Source organism: Streptomyces canus, from assembly GCF_030816965.1.
In the GTDB taxonomy this organism is placed as follows: domain Bacteria; phylum Actinomycetota; class Actinomycetes; order Streptomycetales; family Streptomycetaceae; genus Streptomyces; species Streptomyces canus_E.
In genome coordinates this window covers 3,197,999-3,217,050 of the sequence record NZ_JAUSYQ010000002.1, presented here as the reverse complement: position 1 = coordinate 3,217,050, position 19,052 = coordinate 3,197,999, and the positions used below count along the sequence as shown (strand labels likewise).

Here is a 19,052-nt window from a genome sequence, read left to right as displayed (position 1 = left end):
CGGTCCCGTTCGAAGTTACGAGCGCAATTCGAGATCTCGAACAGATGGGGCAGGGAATGGGACGACCTGACCTGAGCCGCAGGCAACTTCTCGCCGCGGCGGGCGGACTGAGCGTCGCCGCGAGCTTCGGCTTCGCGGCTCTCGGCACCGGCGCCGACGCGCTCGCCTCCGGCGCGGACACCCGGGTGCGCTACTGGAACCTCTTCAGCGGCGGCGACGGCGCCAACATGATCACGATGCTGGACGCCTTCCGAAAGGCCCACCCGGACATCGACGTGAAGGACTCCACCCTCCAGTGGGGCAACCCCTTCTACACCAAACTCGCCATGGCGGCCGCGGGCAACCGCGCACCCGACCTCGGCGTCATGCACATGGGCCGGGTCACCGGCTTCTCGCCCGGCCGCCTCCTCGACCCGTGGGACGTCGACCTGCTCGCCAAGTACGGCGTACGGGAGCAGGACTACAACCCCGCGCTGTGGAAACGCGGGGTCATCGACGGCAAGCTCTACGCCCTCCCGCTCGACATCCACGTCCAGCTCTGCTTCTACCGCAAGGACGTACTGGGCAAGGCGGGCCTGCTCGGCGACGACGGCCGGATGATCCCGGTCACCTCCACCGACGAGTGGTTCGACGTCCTGAAGAAGGCCAAGGCCGCCCAGAAGAAGGGGCTCCAGACGATCGGCCTGTGGACCAACGACCAGAACTTCCAGTGGTGGTTCTTCGTCGCCTTCTACACCCAGCTCGGCGGCAAGTGGTTCAACGACGCCAACACCGAGGTCCTCTTCGACCCCGACAAGGCCACCCAGGTACTGGAGTTCCTCCGCAGGCACGTCACCGACGGGTACGTCATTCCCGGCGCCCCCACCGGTGAACAGTTCATCAACGGCGCCCCCTTCACCTGGGAGGGCAACTGGTCCGTGCCGGTCTTCTCCGGCGCGAAGCTGGACTACGGAGCGACCCCCCTGCCGCCCGTCTTCGGCAGGCCGGCCACGCACGCCGAGTCGCACGCCTTCGTCCTGCCGCACCAGGCGGGCCGCGGCGGCGCCACCAACGAGGGCGCGCACGAACTCGCCGCGTACGTCGTCACGCACGCCCTCCAGTGGGCGGCCGGCGGTCACATCCCCGCGTACACACCGACGCTCTCCACGGCCGCGTACAAGAAGCTCACCCCGCAGAACGAGTACGTCAGCGCCATGGACCACCAGGCCACCGAGCCCAAGGTGTGGTTCGCGGGCTCCACCGGCGTGCTCGCCCAGGACCTCGGCCCGGTCGTCGTCTCCTCGACGATGGGCTCCGCCAAGCCGGACAAGGTCGCGCAGACGATGAAGAGCCATCTCACCAAGCTCCTCGCCTCGAAGAACCCGATGGACGGCAGGACCGCCGCGCAGGGAGGTGCGGTCGCATGACGACCAGCGCTCACATGACGACCGGAGCCGTCGCCGCACCGGCCCGCGCCAGGACCGCGGCCGCGACGGCGACCGTCCGCCGCAAGCAGGGCTTCCAGCACGGCGGCTGGTTCGTCGCCCCGTTCCTCGCGCTCTTCGTGCTGTTCGTGATCTGGCCGCTGCTGCGCGGCGTCTACCTCAGCTTCACGGACGCCAACATCTCCGGCGACGGCGCGAGTTTCGTCGGCCTCGACAACTACCGCGAGGCCCTGGGCGACTCGGCGATGTGGGACGCGCTCGGCCACAGCGCGTACTTCACGCTGCTGGTCGTCCCGTGCATCACGGTCCTCGCCTTCCTGCTCGCGATGCTCGCCCACCACATCGAGCGCGGCAAGTGGCTGTGGCGGCTGTGCTTCTTCGTGCCGTTCCTGCTGCCCTCGACGGTCGCCGCCAACATGTTCCAGTGGCTGTTCACCCAGGGCATCGGCCTGGTCAACGAGACCTTCGGGCTCGACACACCCTGGCTGACCGACAAGTCGTACGCGATGCTCGCCATCGTCATCGAGACCCTGTGGTGGACCGTCGGCTTCAGCTTCCTGCTCTACCTCGCCGCCCTCCAGGGCATCCCCGACCACCTCTACGAGGCCGCGAAACTGGACGGCGCGAACGCCTGGCACCGCATGGTCCACATCACGCTGCCGATGCTGCGCCACATCACCGGTCTGGTGATCGCTCTCCAGATCCTCGCCTCGCTCCAGCTCTTCGACCAGGCCGTCGTGATGATGGACTTCGGGCCGGGGCCGGAGGTCAGCACCCGCTCCTTCGTCCAGTACACCCTCGAACAGGGCTTCACCAGCTACCGCGTGGGCTACGCCTCCGCGATGTCCATCATCTTCTTCGTGATCATCGCAGTCGTCGCCCTGGCTCGGATGTGGCTGCTGCGCACCCGTGAGGAGGGCGGCCGATGACCACCGCCGTACAGGCCCGCAAGAGCCCCCGCAAGCCCTGGACGCCCAGCCAGATCATCCTCACGCTGATCGGGGTCGCCGTCTCCGCCGTCTTCGTGGCACCGATCGCCGCCGCCCTGTTCACCTCCCTCAAGTCCGAGGCGGAGGCGGCCGAGATCCCGCCGCACTGGCTGCCCGAGGTCTGGACGGTCCAGGCGTGGAAGGCGCTGTGGGAGACCGGCAACATCACCAACTGGTTCATCAACTCGCTGGTGGTGTCGGTATGCGTCACCTCCGTCGTGCTGACGGTCAGCGCCCTCGCCGGATACGGCTTCGCCCGCACGGAGTTCCGCGGCAAGAGCGTCCTGATGGGCATCGTGATGTCGGGCCTGATGATCTCTCCGGCCGTCCTCGGCGTCCCTCTCTTCACCACGGTCCAGCAGATGGGGATGGTGGACACGTACTGGGGCATGATCCTCCCCCAGTGCGCGCCGGCCGCGATGGTCTACATCCTCTACAAGTTCTTCCAGGGCGTCCCGCGCGAACTGGAGGAGGCGGCCTTCATCGACGGCGCGGGGCGCTGGCGGGTCTTCTTCACGATCGTCGTCCCGCTCGCGAGGCCGTCTCTGGCGGCGGTCGGCATCTTCACCTTCATCGCCTCCTGGAACAACTTCCTGTGGCCCTACATGGTGACCAACAACCCCGACCTGATGACCATGCCGAACGGCATCGCGACCGTCATGAACTCCTACGGCATCCAGTGGGCCCAGCTCATGGCCGGCGGCCTCATGGCGGGCCTGCCGCTGATCATCGTGTTCGTCTTCTTCCAACGCCAGATCGTGGCGGGCGTGGCCCACACGGGGCTGGCGGGCCAGTGACACGTCCACGGGGCGGGTGCCCGGACGCCGGGCGCGACGCGGAGGTGGCCCCGCCGGGGCCGGCCGCGGGGCGGTGGGGTCTTGGCGTCTGCCGGGAGGGTGGTGCGGTGTGTGGCGCCGGGGGTCCGGTCGCGGTGTGGTGCGGGGCCGGCCGGCGGCCGGGACCGGGTGGTGGTTCTGCCGGGGCCGGCGGTGCGGTCGCTGCTTCGCAGCGGCCGCACCAGCCGTATGCGGTTCCCGTGGACCGGGGGGCCGACCACGGCGTGGCGCCGGGCTCCCCAGCGGACGGGACCCGGCGGTCTGTCGGGGTGGGAGGCCTTCGCGGACGCCGAGAGGGCGGTGACCTCGGTGGCGATCGGGCTGTCATCTCCTCGCAGTCGCCCGGACGGCAGCGCCGCACCGACGTCGTCCGGCCCCTGCGGGCCACCATCACTGTAAGGAGCCACAGTTGAAGCGACTCAGACTTGTCACCGTCCTGGCCGCCGCCCTCGTCGCACTCCTGCCGACCACGGCCCAGGCGGACACCACCTACCCCGACCCGCTCCCGATCACCGGCCAGCAGATCATTCACGACCCGACGGTCATCCAGCTCAAGTCCGGTGGCTACGCGGCCTATTCGACCGGCGGTGTGATCGGCGCCCGGCTGTCCAAGGACCTCAGGCACTGGACGGACGCGGGCAACGCCTTCGCCGATCCGCCGAGTTGGTGGTACGAGTACAACGACACCGGCGACCCCTGGGCCCCCGACATCTCCCACCGCGCGGGCAGATACTGGCTCTACTACGCCGTCTCGTCCTGGGGCACCAACCACTCCGCGATCGGCGTGGCCACCTCCCCGTCCGGACTCCCCGGCACCTGGACCGACCACGGCAAGGTCTTCACCTCCGAGACCACCGACTCCTGGAACGCCATCGACCCGGCGGTCGTCCGGGCGGACGGCAGGCTGTGGATGTCGTTCGGCTCGTACTGGACGGGCATCCGCATGGTCGAGCTCAGCCCGGCCACCGGCAAGGCCCTCCCCGGGGCCGGCGTCCACCACCTGGCCACCCGCCCCGACGCCCCGTACGCGGTCGAGGGCCCGGCCCTCGTGAAGCACGGCCGCTTCTACTACCTCTTCGCGTCCTACGACGCCTGTTGTGCGGGAGTGGACTCCACGTACAAGATCAGGGTCGGAAGGTCCACCAAGGTCACGGGCCCGTACGTCGACAGCACGGGCAAGCCGCTCCTCGAGGGCGGCGGCGACCTGCTGCTGGCAGGGCACGGGAGGTACATCGGCACGGGAGGCGAGTCGGTCTTCCGCACCCGCGGCCAGGACTGGCTGGCGTACCACTACTACGACGCAGAGGACAACGGCACACCGAAGCTGGGCCTGAACAGGCTCGGTTGGGTGCGTGACTGGCCCGTTGTCAAGTAACTCCGTTCCTGAAAGGTCCCCATGAGCAAGCCCACCGCCCGCTTCACGCTCGACCCCGCCTTCAAGGTCGGCGAAGTGAACCCCCGCCTCTTCGGCTCCTTCGTGGAACACCTGGGCCGCTGCGTCTACACCGGCATCTTCGAACCCGGTCACCCCTCCGCGGACGAGGACGGCATCCGCACCGACGTCCTGGAACTCGTCCGCGAACTCGGCGTCACCGCCATCCGCTACCCCGGCGGCAACTTCGTCTCGGGCTACAAGTGGGAGGACAGCGTCGGCCCGGTGGAGGACCGCCCCCGCCGCCTCGACCTCGCCTGGCGCTCCACCGAGACCAACCGCTTCGGCCTCTCCGAGTACATCGCCTTCCTGAAGAAGGTCGGCCCCCAGGCCGAGCCGATGATGGCCCTCAACCTCGGCACTCGCGGTGTCGCCGAGGCCCTCGAACTCCAGGAGTACGCCAACCACCCGGCCGGCACCGCCCTCTCCGACCTCCGCGGGGCCCACGGCGACAAGGACCCCTTCGGCATCAACCTCTGGTGCCTCGGCAACGAGATGGACGGCCCCTGGCAGACCGGCCACAAGACGGCGACGGAGTACGGCCGGATCGCCGCCGAGACGGCCCGCGCGATGCGCCAGATCGACCCGGGCGTCGAACTCGTCGCCTGCGGCTCCTCCAGCCAGGCCATGCCCACGTTCGCCGAGTGGGAGGCAACGGTCCTCGCCGAGACGTACGACCTCGTCGACTACATCTCCCTGCACGCCTACTACCAGCCCGAGAACGGCGACGTCGACTCCTTCCTGGCCTCCGCCGTCGACACGGAGTCCTTCATCGAGAACGTGGTCGCCACCGCCGACCACATCGGCGCGAAGCTGAAGTCGAAGAAGAAGATCAACCTCTCCTTCGACGAGTGGAACGTCTGGTACATCTCGGAGTGGCACGAGATCGAGAACTCCGGCGCGCGGGACTGGGCGGAGGCCCCCCGCCTCCTGGAGGACAACTACAGCGTCCTCGACGCGGTCGTCTTCGGCTCGCTCCTCATCGCCCTGCTGCGGCACGCCGACCGCGTCACCGTCGCCTGTCTCGCCCAGCTCGTCAACGTGATCGCCCCGATCATGACCGAGCCGGGCGGCCCGGCCTGGCGTCAGACGACGTTCTTCCCGTTCGCGCAGGCCTCGAAGTACGGCCGCGGTGAGGTCCTCGACGTACGGGTCGACTCACCGACGTACGAGACGAAGAAGTACGGCGAGACGGACCTTCTGCACGCCACCGCCGTGCGGGCCGAGGACGGCACGGTCACCGTCTTCGCCGTCAACCGCAGCCAGAACGCCCCGCTGCCGCTCGAAGTCGCCCTGAGTGGGCTGAACTTGACGAGCGTCGTCGAGCACAGCGTCCTCGCGGACACCGACCCGGACGCCCGCAACACCCTCGACGCCCCCGAGCGGGTCGCCCCGCACGCGGCCGAGGGCACCGCGCTGAAGGACGGCACGCTTGCCGCCGTACTGGAGCCGCTGTCCTGGAACGTGATCCGGCTGGCCTGACGGTTCAGCGGCCGGGGGAGTCCACCGGTGTCACCGGCACTCCTCCGGCCGAGGCCCCCAGCGCCGTCAGCCGTACGTCCCCCGGTCCCGACTCCGTCGTCCCGTCGGACAGCACCGCCAGCGCCAGGGTGTTGGTGCCGCGGGTGCGCAGGATGCCGTTCGGCAGGACGAAGGTGTGCTGCGGGCCCACGTCGTTGACGTACTGGCCCATGTTCCAGCCGTTGAGGAAGATCTGGACGCGGTAGGCGCGCTTCGGATCGTCGTCGAGGGTGAGGCCGACCGAGGCGTCGATGCCGGGGGCGACGGCGAGCCGGAACGTCGTCCGGTACCAGGTGACCCCCTGGCGCCGGTCGGCACGCGGCAACTCCGTGTCCTCCCAGTGCTCTTCGGCGAAGCCCGGCAGATGCCAGCCCTTGCGCTCCCCGTACAGTCCGCCGTTGTTGAGCGGACCGCGCACCGGGTCGGGTGTCGTCTCGCCCCGGATGCGCCAACTCACCTTCGGCGAACCGCCCTTGAAGGTGACCTCCGTCAACCCCCGGGCCACCTTGTGGGAGTCGGCGGATCCGCCGTCCATGTCGTGCGCCATCCGCCGTACGAGGACGGACAGGACGCGCGGCGAGTGACCGGAGGGCGGCGGCACGTCAAAGGTGGCCGTCGCCCTCCAACTCCCCTTGCGCGCGGTGCTCTTGTCCGGCACCGGCATCCGGTGCGTGCCCAGTGGCTCGCCGTCCAGCCACGCCATCAGCAGCCCCTGCGTGCCGGTGCTGTAGGACAGGGACACCGACTCCAGCTCGTCCGCGCCCGTAAGGCGTCCCCGGTACCAGACGTCGCCGTAGTGGAAGCCGTAGTCGTCGGCGAACAGGACCGGCTGCCCCTTCGGGACCGGGGTGGTGCTGTACGAGCTCGTGCGGTCCACCGTCGTCCAGACGGAGTCGTCGTAGTCCGGGAGGGACTCGAAGTTCTCGGTACGGCGCCGCCAGCCGCCCAGCGCGGGCAGCCGCACCGCGCCCACGGCGGGGATCGGGAGCTGCCCCGGCGTGGCCGGCATGTCGGCCCGCAGGCTGCCCATGGTGGTGGCGGAGGTGGGCAGCGGGCGTCCGTTCCAGGTGATCCGGCTCATGCCGCGCGGCCCCCACACCTCCATGCCCGTGCCCGCGACGGTGTCGCCGGTGAGATGGACGGTCGGGCCGTCCAGGGTGGCCCCGCGCACCAGCGAGGGCCCGTACACCAGCACCGGTCCGGTCGGGGTGTCCACCGGGAACAGCCGCAGCGACCAGGGGTCGTCGGCGAAGATCAGCAGGAGCGGGGTGTCGCTGCCCCCGGCCTCGACCCGCACCCGGGCCGGGCCGCCGACGCCCACCGGCACGGTGATCCTGAGGACGCCGAGGTCGTAGTTCCACGCGGGTTCCGCGTCGCCCCGGGTGACCAGCGGCTCCTCCGGGCACTCCAGCAGGACCTGTGCCATCTCGCCGTGCGGGGCCGTGAAGATGGCGACGTCCATCCGCCCGACCCTGCGGCACATCATGGGCTGGGCGGTGGCGAACTTGAGGGTGCGCCCGCCCAACTGCAGGTTGGTGGTGAGCAGCCGGGCGTCATGGGCGGCGACGGTGAACGCCACGTCGATCCCGGCGGCCGGGATGGTCGTCGTGATCGGTGCGTCGGTGTCGTTGCGCACGACGTACACATGGGAGCCGGTGTCCGGGTTGGTCAGGTGGTACACCTTCAGCCGCTCGTCCTCGGCCCGCACCGCGTCCGCCCGGTCCAGCTTGGCGAAGTCCGGCACGGTCCCCAGGAGATGGCCGAGCTGGTGGAGCGGAGCGAGTTTCGGGGTCTGCCGGCGTGCCTCGTCGATCGCCGCCCCGTAGTCGTACGACGTGTAGACCTGCGGCGCGGGCAGCCAGCCCCACGAGGTGCCGCCGAAGGTCATGTAGACGTTGTGCACGGTGATGCCGTTGGCCAGGTTGGTGAGCTGGAAACGCCGCTCGTAGGCCGCGTCCCGGGTGTACCGCGCCTCGGCGTACCCCTTGCCGTCGAAGGTGGCCCCGCCCCACGGGTCGAACCAGCCGCCGCCGAACTCCGGGATGAACCCGGGTGTCCTGGGGCTGGCCGTCGCCCCGCCCTTGAGGCCGCCCTCCCCGAAGTCCCCCCAGTCCGGCGGCACCTGGGCCGGGTCGGGATACCCGTCGAAGCCGTACAGCCAACCGCGCTCCTCGCCCCTGGTGTTGAAGGAACCGGGGGCCCAGTAGCCGTTCCTGCCCTTGTCGTTGTGGAACAGCGGTACGTCGATCCCGTCGGCGCGCACCTTCTTGTACAGGTGGGACATGTAGTCGCGGCCGAGGCTCTTGTCGACGAAGGCGTCGTACTCGTTCTCGATCTGGTAGAGCAGGACCGTGCCCGTGCCCTGGGTGAACAGGTGCCGGGCGGCGATCGAGTCGACCTCGGTCAGCCACTCGTCGACGTAGGACAGATACGTCGGGTCGGAGGTGCGGGCCCGGCCCGCGGTCGCCGTGAGCCAGCCCGGGAAGCCGCCGCCGTCGACCTCGGCGTTGATGTACGGGCCGGGGCGCAGGATCACGTAGAGGCCGGTCTCGGTGGCCGTGCGCAGGAACAGGTCGAGGTCGCGGACGCCGGTGAAGTCGTACTGGCCGGGGCCGGGGGAGTGGTAGTTCCAGGCCACGTACACACTCACCGCGTTGAAGCCGTGGGCGCGCATCTTCTGCAGGACGTCCCGCCACAGCGACGGACTCGGCAGTCGGAAGGGGTGCATCTCGCCCGACCGCAGCACCAGACGCCGGCCGTCGACCAGCAGCGAGTACTTGTCGTAGCCGACCTTGTGCCGTACCCGGTCGGCCGCGGGCGCGCCCGGTGCGGGCCCGGTGGGCACGCTGTGGGAGGCGTACACCGGGGTGGTCTCCCCACCACTGCCGCTCAGCGCGAAGCCGAGCGCCGTGGTGCCGGCGAGGGCGCTGAATGTACGTCTGCTCAGCTCCAAGGGAGCGCCTCCTGGTCGTGCCGCAAGCTAGCGCCAGTCCGTCCGTGGGTGTGTGTGGTGTGCCTATTGTGGCGTGGCCGTCGTCCACGCCCTAACGCCGCACAATTGTCGTATGAGGATCTCTGCACGGGCGGACTACGCGGTACGGGCGGTGCTGGAGCTTGCCGTGAGGCAGGACGCGGAGCCGGTGAAGGCCGAGGCCATCGCCCTGGTCCAGGACATTCCGCACAAGTTCCTGGAGGGGATTCTCGGCGACCTGAGGCGCGGTGGGATCGTCGACAGCAGGCGTGGCGGGGGCGGCGGTTACCGGCTCGCCCGGGAGGCCTCGGCCATCACCGTCGCGGACGTCATCCGCGCGGTCGACGGGCCGATCGTGTCGGTGCGCGGCGAGCGTCCCACCGGTCTGGAGTACACCGGCTCCGCACAGCCGCTGCTCCCGCTGTGGATCGCCCTGCGGGCCAATGTCCGCAAGATCCTCGAGGGCGTCACCATCGCCGACATCGCGGGCGACGCGCTCCCGGAGCCGGTCCAGCAGCTCGCGGCCGAACCGGCGGCGTGGGAGAACCCCTGATTCCTGGGGCCCAACTTCCTCTGCTTGCATGTGAGTTCGGACATCACTGGAATGGCTGGAGTTCGCTCTGGCGGTGCCACAGGGCGCTCCCTACGATTCCCTCGCCGCGGTGCTTCACAGAAAACACACAGGTTCTCCATGCTTCAACTTCAGCGCAGAGGAGAGACCCCCCATGGCAAGTGGACTGCTTCTGGGTGGCGCCGTCGCCGCCCTCGTGACCGCGGCGGTGCCCGCGCACAACCCGTCCGGCGGGTTCGTCGACCCGCCCCCGGACAAGATCGTCATCAATGTCGCCACGGTGAACGGCTCCGGCTGTCCCGCGGGCACGGCGGCCGTCGCCGTCTCCGAGGACAACACCGCGTTCACGGTCACCTACAGCGACTACCTCGCCCAGGTCGGCGGCAACTCCGACCCCACGGCGTTCCGCAAGAACTGCCAGCTCAACCTGATCGTCCATGTCCCCCAGGGCTTCACGTACGCCATCGCCGAGGCGGACTACCGGGGCTTCGCCTCGCTCCAGGCCGGCGCGAGCGGCGTCCAGCGGGCCTCGTACTACTTCCAGGGCTCCTCGCAGACGGCCTTCAAGACCCACACCTTCCCCGGCGCCTACAACGACAACTGGCAGGCGACCGACACCACGGACTGGGCCCAACTGGTGTGGGCGCCCTGCGGAGTCCAGCGCAACTTCAACATCAACACCGAGGTCCGGGTGAACGCGGGCACCTCCTCGCCGTCCAAGGTCAGCTTCATGACGATGGACTCGACCGACGGCGACATCAGCACCGTGTACCACATGGCGTGGAAGGAGTGCCCCGGCAACTGAACGGACGTCGCCCGCCGCTCTTGTGGGCGGCGGGCGACGCGTGATCAGCGTTCGACGCCGAGCGTCAGGGTGCCGGAGTAGCCGGCGGAGGGGGTGCTGCCCAGGGCGGTCAGGGTCAGGAGGCCGGACGCGGCGCCGCCGTCGTCGTAGATCCCGTCCTGGGCGAGGGTGGTGCGGGTGACCGTGTTGGCCGAGTACGGCGAGAGCGCGCCGACCTTGGCGGTGACCGTCTCGTCGAAGAAGAGCTGGCCGGTGTGGAGTTCGGTGCCGCCGGTGAAGGAGCCGTCGGAGGTGAGCGTGACGCCGACGTGCACCTTCACGTGGATGTGGACACAGCGGCCCCGGTACCAGCCCGGGTAGACCGTGGTGATCCGGGCGACGCCGCTGGAGTCGGTGAGGACGCCGCCGCGCAGGAAGGTGCCGCTGTCGGGCTCGTCGTGGCCGTTGTTGCCGACGTAGCCGGAGTACTCACCGAGCGCGTCGCAGTGCCAGATCTCGACGAGGGCGTTGCTGATCGTGGCGCAGGTGTCGTCGTCGACGACCGTGAGGGCGAGTTCGAGCGGGAAGCCGGTCTTGCCCTCGGTGATGTCGGCCCGGACGTACTGGCCGTCGAGGTAGTAGGGGCCTTCGGTCATCTCCTTGGTGAGGGTGCAGACCGCCGCGGCCGCCACGGGGGCGGTGTCGGTGGTGCCGGCCGTCCGGGCGGTGGGGGTGCCGGGGGCTGCGGCGCCGAGGGCGAGGGCGGCGGCGGTGGCGCCCGTGGCGACCAGGACGGTGCGGCGGGCGAGGATGTCTCTCGTCGGGGGGTCGGTCAGGGAGGTCTCGTTCATGGGGGCCTCGTTCATGGGAGCCTCATTCATGGGGGTGTCTGTCATGAACACGGCACCGTAAGAGCGGTCGCTGTTGATGGGCTGTCAGTTCGGCAAAATGGGGGGTCGTCAAGTTTTCTGCGAGACAGGTTGCGGTCTCGGGAGGGGCGGGCGCGATACCGTACCGGGGCGTATGCCGACAAGGAGGGTAAATGGGGCTTACCGTGCGGGTCGAACGGCGCATCGCGGAGGACTTCCCCGGCCGGGACGGCGAGGTGGTGGGAGATCTCCTCACCGAACTGGTCAACCACCTGACCGACCGGGGCGACCGGGAGGACAAGGAACGGATCGCCGCAGCGACGCTGCTGTGCGGACAGGGCCGGGTGGACCGGCTCCTCGACGCCGTCCAGCTGGCCAAGGAGGACTGGCGGGACGTGCTGGTGGGGGCGGGACTGGCGGACGCCGGGTGGAGGGAGCGGCTGGAGGCGGACTTCGGGCCGGCGGTGGCCTCCGGCTGACGGATGGCTTCGGGCCCCACTGTCGCTGCCGCACCGCTGGTGCCGGGGCAACCGTGGGGTCGCCTGCTCCTCCGCTCCTGGAATGTGGGGGTTGATAACTGCTCGCCAGGGAGTGCGCACGAGGTCGAGTTAGCTCGATCGGGTGATCGCCTGCTGGCGGGCTTGCGGAGTTATGGGCCGATCGGGTTAACGTCGTCGTGCGACCTGGGACACCGGGTACGGTGTCAGCGTGCGGGGCCCCTGCTCCACCAGAGGATGGGTCAGGGCCTCCCCGCCGCCTCTGGCCGTATCCATTTGGCCAGGTCGCGGAGGGCGGTGTCCATCAGCGGCCTCCGGCCGCGGGTGCCTCCCGGGCCCGGACCACGCACAGGATGCGTGTCGCCGCCCCGGGGTCGAGTACGCCGGGGACCAGCTCGCCCAAGACCGTTCGGGGCGCGCGGCTGAACGGACTCACTCCCGCTCAGCCCACAGGAACGGTTGTGCGATGGTCCGTCCCTGAGCACGGCCGGGGTGCTGCAATGCTGGTGAACCTGCCGGTGATCTACGGGACGGAAGGCACGGCTGTGGACGGGGGATCTCCTGACCTGCTCCGATTAGAGGTGCTCGGACCGTTACGGGCCTGGCGCGGCGCGACACCGCTGCAGCTGGGCCCGGTCAAACGGCAGGCAGTGCTGGCCGCGCTGCTGCTGAGCCAGGGAGCCGTGGTCAGTCATGAGCGGCTGCTCGACGCGGTTTGGGGACCGGAGCCGCCCGCCGGCGGCACCAAGGTGCTCCCCACCCACATCAACTCCCTGCGCAGGACGCTCGATCCGCGAGGAACACCGCCCGCGGAGTCGGTGATCCGCAGCGGCAAGGGCTGGTACCGCTTCGTCGTCGAGGATGTCCGGCTCGACGACGTGGAGCTGGAGGAGCGGGGCGGCGAGGCACTGCGCACCGTCGCGGCCGGTGATCTGGCCACCGGCGTGGACCAACTGGCGTCCGCCATCGGGCTGTTCAGGGGAGAGCCACTGGCCGGCCTGCCGGGACCGTTCGCGCGGGACGAGCGGCAGCGGCTGGAGGAACGCCGGCGGACGCTCCGGCTGGAACGGGTCAAGTGCCTTGTCCTGCTGGGCCGTTTCGGCGACGCCCTCGACGCCGTCGGCGGGGCGTCCGCGTCCTCGGAGGCCGACCGTTACGACGAGTCGCTGACGGCCCTGCGGATACGGGCCCTGTACGGCCGTGGACGCCAGGCGGAGGCGCTCAAGGCCTACGAGGGCCTGCGCATACTCCTGCGCGACGAGCTCGGCGCGGACCCTGGTGAGGAACTGCGCCGGGTGTACGAGGCGGTGCTGCGACAGGACGACGCGTTCCTGCTGCCTCCCCCGCCGGCTCCCCTCGGGACGCGTGACGGCATCGTCCCCGCCGAACTCCCGCACGACACACCGGGGTTCGCGGGCCGCGGCAGCGAACTGGCCCGGCTCCACGCACTGCTGCCCATCGATCGGGGCCCGGCGAACACCGTCGTCATCTCAGCCATCGGCGGAGCCGCAGGCATCGGCAAGACCGCGCTGGCCGTGCACTGGGCCCACCAGGTCCGCGACCGCTTCCCGGACGGCCAGCTCTACGTCAACCTGCACGGCTTCGACCACGACCGCCGCCCCCTGGAACCGCGCGAGGCCCTCGAACTGCTGCTGACCGGCCTGGGCCTCGCGGCCTCGGAGATCCCCCCGGACCACGAGGCCCAGGCCCGCGTCCTGCGCACCCTGCTGGCCGGCCGACGGGTCCTCGTCCTCCTGGACAACGCGGCCTCCGCCGATCAGGTACGACCGCTGCTCCCGGCCGGCCCCACCTGCTGCGTCCTCGTCACCAGCCGCAACCGCCTCGGCGACCTCGTCGCCCGCGACGGCGCCCACGCCCTGCCCCTGGACATCCTCCAGCCGGACGCGGCCCGCGCCCTGCTCAGCCGGACCCTCGGCGCGCACCGGGTCGACGAGGACAAGCCCGCGGTCGACGAACTGATCCGCCTGTGCGGCAGCCTCCCCCTGGCCCTGCGCGTGGCCGCCGCGAGGCTCGCGGGCGATCCGGCGCTGCGGACGGCCGACCTGGTCGCGGAGATGACCGAGGGCAACCGACTGGACGCCCTGGAGCCGGACGGCGACGTCGGCTCTCCGCTGCGTACGGCCTTCTCTGTGTCGTACGGCGCCCTGGCACCCGGCGCGCGCCGGCTGTTCCGGCTGCTCGGCCTGTTCCCGGGAGCGGACTTCACCGCCGAGGCCGCAGCGGCCTTCCTGGACACCCCGCTGTCGCGGGCCCGCCGGCTGCTCGGCGCGCTGGCCGCGGCGCATCTGATCGAGCCGGTGACGGCGGGCCGGTACCGGTTCCACGATCTTCTGCGCGAGTACGCGGGGGAGCGGGCGCTGGCCGAGGAGACGGCGCCGGAGCGCGAGGCCGCGCTGGAAAGGGTGCTGCTCTGGTATCTGCACGCCGTTCGTGCCACCGCGGGGACGGGCCTGTTCCCGGAGCTGCCCGCCGACCTGCGGCCCGGCGAGCATCCGGGCGTACCGCCGGCCGCCGAGCCCGGACGATGGCTGGACGCGGAACGGGCGAACCTCCTCGCCGTCATCGACCACGCCGGCCGGCACGGACCTCGTCCCGTGGCCTGGTGCCTGGCCTCCGCGTTGTTCAACCAGTTCTGGATCCATCTGTCCCGGAATACCTGGCAGACCATCGCGCAGGCGGCACTGGAGGCGGCCGAGGCCGAAGGCGACCTGTTCGGACAGTCCGCGATGCACTCCAGCCTCTCGGCGACCCGCTGGGACCGGGGGCACATCCGCCAGGCGATGGAGCACGCCACCCGCGCGCTGGACATCAGCCGGGAGCTCGGCTGGGTGGCGGGCGAGGCGTCGGCACTCGGCCTCCGGGCCTTCTCGAAGTGGAGCATGTCGCGCCTCAGCAGCGCGTACGACGACCTCACCACCGGGCTGCGTCTCTTCCACGCGGTCGGCAATCCCCACTTCGAGGGGTTCGGGCTGGTCGGCCTCGGTATGGTCTGCCGGGAACTGGGCCGGTTGCGCGAGGCCGCCGGCCACCTGGAGAGTGCCCTCGGCCTCGACGAGGAGCGCACCCGCTGGGACGACGGCCCGGCCATCCAGGTGCTGGGCGGGGTGTACTGGGAACTCGGCCGTCTCACCGACGGGCTCGACCTCCTCGGCCCGGCCGTTGTCTCGGACAAGAGGGCCGGTTACCGCGACGGCCGCATGATGATGCTCAACTGCCTCGCGAAGATCAGTGTCGAACTCGGCCGCCACGAGGAGGGGTTGGAACAGGCCGAGCGAACCCTGGCCATGGTCGGGGACACGAAGCGGTACTGGATCATGCCCGGCATCCTCAACACGGTCGCCGCCGCCCACCGGGGGCTGGCGCGCCCGGACCGGGCCCTCAGGGCCGACCAGGAGGCCCTCGCCCTGGCCCGCGAGGCGGCCTTCAACCGCGGCGAGGCCGACACCCTCGTGAGCCTCGCCGTCACCCACCAGCACCTCGGTCGGCACGACAAGGCCCGCGCCCACGCCGAACAGGCCCTGCGCCTGGCCCGCGACCACTCCTTCCGCGTGGTGGAGGGCCAGGCCCTGACCGCTCTGTCCAGGACAGCCGAGGCCGAGCGGGACCGCGCCACCGCCGCCGAACTTGCCGAGCAGGCGCTGACCATCCACCGCGAGACCGGCCACCGCCTCGGCGAGGCCCGCACCCTCATGGCACTCGCCCGCCTCCACCGGACGACCGACGGCACCGCCGCCGAACTGCTGGGCCAACAGGCGCGGGCCGTCTTCGCGGACGTCGGAGTACCCGAGGAGCCGGACTTCGGGCCGCTGCGTCCCGCGGGCTGACCGGTGGGACCGGGACCCCGTCGTACGGGTGGCGGTCACCCCTTCCCCAGCTTCATCCCGCTCGGCTTCGCCAGTTCGACCAGCTGGTGGAAGAGGGCGACCACCGGGGGCGCGGGTGGATTGAGTGCTGTGAGCACGGGGCGGAGTTTCGTCCAGTCCGTCACCGGGAGGGTGTTGAGGCAGGTCTGTGCGGACTTGCGGGAGCTGGTCAGGACACCGGCCCAGACAGACTGCTGGGCGGCGGCGGGGATCGGGAAGTAGGCCTCGGCCCGGTCGACGGTGTGGAGCATGTCGGTGCAGCCGCGCCTCATCGCCGTGGCGTTGACGCTGCCGTCCAGGTTGACGCTGTGGTCGATGTCCGCCAGGGCCTGTTCGTAGTCGCTCATGAGGTCCGCCCCGCCGAAGGACACCCAGGCCCAGACCTGGAGGCCCAGGTTCCGGTTGGACAGCGGTGGCCTCTGGAGTTGCGTGATGAGGGGGTCGAAACCGGCCTGGTCGGAGCGCCCGTCCGCGGCGCGCGTCTCCGGGTAGGCCGCCGCGCACAGGGTCACCAGCATCCCGCAGGCCGCGGCCGTGCAGACCAGGCGGAGGTGGGGGAGGCGGCGACCGCGTGGTGGGTGCGGGCGGTCGGGGGCGGCGCGGAAGCGTAGGGCAGGCCTGGTGATGACGGCGGCGCCGCAAAGACGCAGGGCGAGCCTGGTGGCGACGGCGGCGGGAAGCGCCGCCGCCAGCGTCGCCATCCCGGCGAACGCGAGGAGTTGCGGGAGGAAGAGTGTGAGCACCCGCCAGTCGCCGTCGGCGGCGATCTCGCATCCGGAGTGCACGGTGTTCAGCGGCCGTACGCAGCCGTCGGTGCCGACGACCGCGAGCAGGACGGCCAGCTGGACCGCCATGGCGGAACCCGCCGCGGCCATCGTCGCTCCCGCGTTGCCGCGGCTCACCACCGCGACGGCCAGCGCGGCCCCGACGACACCGCAGAAGCAGACGGCGAAGAACCAGGCGGTGTAGATGCTGAGGCTCGGGACGAACGGCTCGCGGGCGCGCCAGATCCACTGATGGGCTCGGAGCGTGACGGAGACGACGCCGACGCCCCCCGCGGCGCCGAAGAACAGGCCGAGGGCCGTCCCCGCCGGTGACGGACGCCGGGCCAGGCCGGCCAGGGGGAGGATCCACAGCCCGGCCGTCAGCCACAGGCTCCAGCCGTGGCTCGACAAGGACACGACGACCACCGTCAGGACCGCGATGACATGTGTGGTGGTCGACGGCACCAGCTGGTCCGCGGGCGCGTAACCGGTGTTGAGCAACGCAAGCGCCGTGGAGGCCGAGTACGGCAGGCCGCCGCTGAAGATCGTGCCGGCGGACTGCCACCAGCCGTACCACCAGGCGAACGCCGTGCCGGTGACGGCGAGCGTCACCACCGCGGCCACCCGGCGTGGGACGCGCGGCAGACCGGCGAAGAGCGCGGCGCATCCGGCGGTCCACCACAGCACCGCCGCCGGCACGACGACCAGCAACAGCAGCAGAAACCCCTCGGGGAACGCGGGAGCCCACTGGATGCCCAGGAACGAACTGGCGGCGAGTTCCCCGCCCAACTGACCCACCCCGAGCCAGAGTCCGGCGGACAGCCCGGACGGCCTGGGCCCCTCCGGACCCGCCCGCACCACATCGCGCCATACGGCGAAGCCGCCCACGGCGGTGGCCAGCGCTGCCGCGGGCCATACCCCGGTCAGGACCAGCCAGGCCGGCAGGTAGTTGACGAACCCGGGCGCGAACGTGACCAGATGGCCGAGGAGTTGGACCGACACCCCGGTGAGGACCATGGGCAGGGCGCCGACCGCGACGGGCACGGCGGAGCGGGTCAGCGCGGCGACCCGCTCCTCCCAGTCGGGGTGCGTGAGCAGGAGGGAGACCGCCCTACGGCGCACCGGGCGCTGTCGCTCATGCCGCGTCCAGTAGGCCACGTCGGCGCCCTGCGCGACCGCGTCGAGGTCGGCGTGGATCTCCCGGGTGCGCAGCACATCTGCTGTGGTCAGATACATCAGTACGACCATGAAGGCGGCCAGGACGAGGTTGCGCGCCAGGTGGGGTGCCGGGTCGGAGCTGACCAGCTTCCAGCCGTTCACCGCGACGAACGGCAGCAGCACCCCGATCAGGAAGACCCGCCAGAGCGCGACCGTCAGATACGTGATGTCGACGTCCCGGTTGCGGATGTGCGCGAACTCGTGCAGCAGTGTCGCCTCGAACGCGCTGCGGTCCTGGTGGAACAGCTTCACCAGACCCAGGTCCAGCCGCACCGTGTAGCGCCCCGGCCGGCCGAAGACGACGGCGTTCGCGCTGAACAGGGCGTTCGGGTCCATCACGAAACGAGGGGTCCGGCGCAGCTCGCTCGTGGCGGCCAGGTCGGCCAACCAGCCGATGACGTCGGGCTGTTCCAGCGGCGCCACCCGGGCCCGCCGCCCCTTCCAGCGAGGGATGCACACGTACAGCACGAGTGCGAGGACGATCACCGCGGCCGTGGCGGTCATCGGCAGCCAGAGCAGTTTCCACCGGCCGACGAAGTGGTCGATGCAGGCGTGATAGGCCGGTGTGGCCTGGGACAGCACGTTTGCGGGGGTGTTGCGCTCGGGGTTGCCGCCCCCGGCCAGCGCGCAGCCGGACATCCAGTTGTGCGGATCGGTGAGCGAGGACAGCAGATCCGACAGCATGGACAGGGAGCCGGCGATGAACAGGACGACGAGGAGGACGAAACGCTGGGTGGTACCCGCGCCGGGCTTCGCGGTCACGCATCGTCTCCCGTCGGCAACTCCTGCTGCCCGCCTGCCGGTTGGGCCAGTGCCAGCCGCCTGACCACCGCGTCGGCGATCCGCTCGCCGCGCTCGTTCGACAGCCGTGCCTGCTGGGCCGCGGCGAGCACGGCCTGCTGCACGGTCTCCAGCTGTTCGCGGGTGAGCACGGGGACGCTGACGGGCACGGGTTCCTGGCGGCGGCCGAACGGCCAGAGCCGCAGCCGCACCATCCTGGTCCGCGCCTCCTGCTCGACGGACGAGACGACCCGGCGCACCGCCTCGTCCACGGCGATCCACAGGACCGGCGTCAGCAGCGCGGCGGCGACCTCGACCCCGAAACCCAGGGGTTCGTCCCGGCGGGGCCGCCTGGTCAGCCGTTTGCGTGCCGTCTCGTCGTCGAGCCCGCGCAGCGACTCGACCATGCGCAGTTCCTCGGGGGCGAGTTCCGTGACGACGGCGGTGACGATGCTGTTCCGCAAGTCGCCCCGATTCGGGGTGAATTCCCCTGTGGTGGTCATGCTGGGGCC

The 19,052-nt window shown here is 70.7% G+C and carries 13 protein-coding genes; 9 read left to right on the top strand and 4 right to left on the bottom strand.

Annotated features, from left to right (window positions below; genetic code table 11):
- Positions 1-56 precede the first annotated feature (56 nt).
- From QF027_RS15750 to arfA, 5 genes are all read left to right on the top strand, one after another.
- On the top strand, positions 57-1,406 hold the full coding sequence (locus tag QF027_RS15750; RefSeq protein ID WP_307075184.1) for an extracellular solute-binding protein: 1,350 nt from the start codon (positions 57-59) through the stop codon (positions 1,404-1,406).
- Complete coding sequence (locus tag QF027_RS15745; protein WP_306981807.1) at positions 1,403-2,353, top strand: carbohydrate ABC transporter permease; 951 nt, start codon at positions 1,403-1,405, stop codon at positions 2,351-2,353. Before QF027_RS15750 ends, QF027_RS15745 begins: the two co-directional genes overlap by 4 nt.
- The gene (locus QF027_RS15740; RefSeq protein WP_306981809.1) at positions 2,350-3,210 is read left to right on the top strand and encodes a carbohydrate ABC transporter permease; all 861 of its coding nucleotides are present in this window, start codon (positions 2,350-2,352) and stop codon (positions 3,208-3,210) included. Before QF027_RS15745 ends, QF027_RS15740 begins: the two co-directional genes overlap by 4 nt.
- A 448-nt stretch (positions 3,211-3,658) precedes the next feature.
- The gene (locus QF027_RS15735; protein WP_307075182.1) at positions 3,659-4,624 is read left to right on the top strand and encodes an arabinan endo-1,5-alpha-L-arabinosidase; all 966 of its coding nucleotides are present in this window, start codon (positions 3,659-3,661) and stop codon (positions 4,622-4,624) included.
- Between the two features lie 21 nt (positions 4,625-4,645).
- The gene (gene arfA / locus QF027_RS15730) at positions 4,646-6,163 is read left to right on the top strand and encodes an arabinosylfuranosidase ArfA (protein ID WP_307075180.1); all 1,518 of its coding nucleotides are present in this window, start codon (positions 4,646-4,648) and stop codon (positions 6,161-6,163) included.
- Between the two features lie 4 nt (positions 6,164-6,167).
- Here the strand turns inward: arfA and QF027_RS15725 are convergent, their stop codons facing one another.
- Positions 6,168-9,155, bottom strand: a complete 2,988-nt coding sequence (locus QF027_RS15725; RefSeq protein WP_307075178.1) for a glycoside hydrolase family 35 protein — start codon at positions 9,153-9,155, stop codon at positions 6,168-6,170.
- Between the two features lie 112 nt (positions 9,156-9,267).
- Here QF027_RS15725 and QF027_RS15720 point away from each other — a divergent pair, with 112 nt between their 5' ends.
- Both QF027_RS15720 and QF027_RS15715 read left to right on the top strand, forming a co-directional pair.
- Positions 9,268-9,726 carry an RrF2 family transcriptional regulator gene (locus QF027_RS15720; RefSeq protein ID WP_306981818.1) on the top strand — a complete coding sequence of 153 codons (459 nt, stop codon included), beginning with the start codon at positions 9,268-9,270 and terminating at the stop codon, positions 9,724-9,726.
- A gap of 172 nt (positions 9,727-9,898) precedes the next feature.
- Positions 9,899-10,549, top strand: a complete 651-nt coding sequence (locus QF027_RS15715) for a DUF4360 domain-containing protein (protein WP_306981820.1) — start codon at positions 9,899-9,901, stop codon at positions 10,547-10,549.
- Between the two features lie 44 nt (positions 10,550-10,593).
- Here the strand turns inward: QF027_RS15715 and QF027_RS15710 are convergent, their stop codons facing one another.
- Positions 10,594-11,394: an intradiol ring-cleavage dioxygenase gene (locus QF027_RS15710; protein WP_307075176.1), complete on the bottom strand. Its 801-nt coding sequence runs from the start codon at positions 11,392-11,394 to the stop codon at positions 10,594-10,596.
- Positions 11,395-11,570: 176 nt separating this feature from the next.
- Here QF027_RS15710 and QF027_RS15705 point away from each other — a divergent pair, with 176 nt between their 5' ends.
- Positions 11,571-11,876, top strand: coding sequence for a hypothetical protein (locus QF027_RS15705; protein ID WP_057615412.1), 306 nt, complete (start codon positions 11,571-11,573; stop codon positions 11,874-11,876).
- Between the two features lie 518 nt (positions 11,877-12,394).
- Entirely contained in the window at positions 12,395-15,739 is a 3,345-nt protein-coding gene (locus QF027_RS15700; protein WP_307075174.1) for an AfsR/SARP family transcriptional regulator, read from the top strand.
- Between the two features lie 35 nt (positions 15,740-15,774).
- Here QF027_RS15700 and QF027_RS15695 read toward each other — a convergent pair whose 3' ends face one another.
- Both QF027_RS15695 and QF027_RS15690 read right to left on the bottom strand, forming a co-directional pair.
- The gene (locus QF027_RS15695; RefSeq protein ID WP_307075171.1) at positions 15,775-18,522 is read right to left on the bottom strand and encodes a M48 family metalloprotease; all 2,748 of its coding nucleotides are present in this window, start codon (positions 18,520-18,522) and stop codon (positions 15,775-15,777) included.
- Positions 18,519-19,043, bottom strand: coding sequence for a hypothetical protein (locus QF027_RS15690; protein ID WP_306981828.1), 525 nt, complete (start codon positions 19,041-19,043; stop codon positions 18,519-18,521). Before QF027_RS15690 ends, QF027_RS15695 begins: the two co-directional genes overlap by 4 nt.
- Between the last annotated feature and the right edge of the window lie 9 nt (positions 19,044-19,052).

Coding starts and splice junctions, on each gene's coding strand:
- QF027_RS15750 (WP_307075184.1), top strand. CDS start 57: ATGGGACGACCTGACCTGAGCCGCAGGCAACTTCTCGCCGCGGCGGGC.
- QF027_RS15745 (WP_306981807.1), top strand. CDS start 1,403: ATGACGACCAGCGCTCACATGACGACCGGAGCCGTCGCCGCACCGGCC.
- QF027_RS15740 (WP_306981809.1), top strand. CDS start 2,350: ATGACCACCGCCGTACAGGCCCGCAAGAGCCCCCGCAAGCCCTGGACG.
- arfA (WP_307075180.1), top strand. CDS start 4,646: ATGAGCAAGCCCACCGCCCGCTTCACGCTCGACCCCGCCTTCAAGGTC.
- QF027_RS15720 (WP_306981818.1), top strand. CDS start 9,268: ATGAGGATCTCTGCACGGGCGGACTACGCGGTACGGGCGGTGCTGGAG.
- QF027_RS15715 (WP_306981820.1), top strand. CDS start 9,899: ATGGCAAGTGGACTGCTTCTGGGTGGCGCCGTCGCCGCCCTCGTGACC.
- QF027_RS15710 (WP_307075176.1), bottom strand. CDS start 11,394: ATGAACGAGGCCCCCATGAACGAGACCTCCCTGACCGACCCCCCGACG.
- QF027_RS15705 (WP_057615412.1), top strand. CDS start 11,571: ATGGGGCTTACCGTGCGGGTCGAACGGCGCATCGCGGAGGACTTCCCC.
- QF027_RS15700 (WP_307075174.1), top strand. CDS start 12,395: ATGCTGGTGAACCTGCCGGTGATCTACGGGACGGAAGGCACGGCTGTG.
- QF027_RS15690 (WP_306981828.1), bottom strand. CDS start 19,043: ATGACCACCACAGGGGAATTCACCCCGAATCGGGGCGACTTGCGGAAC.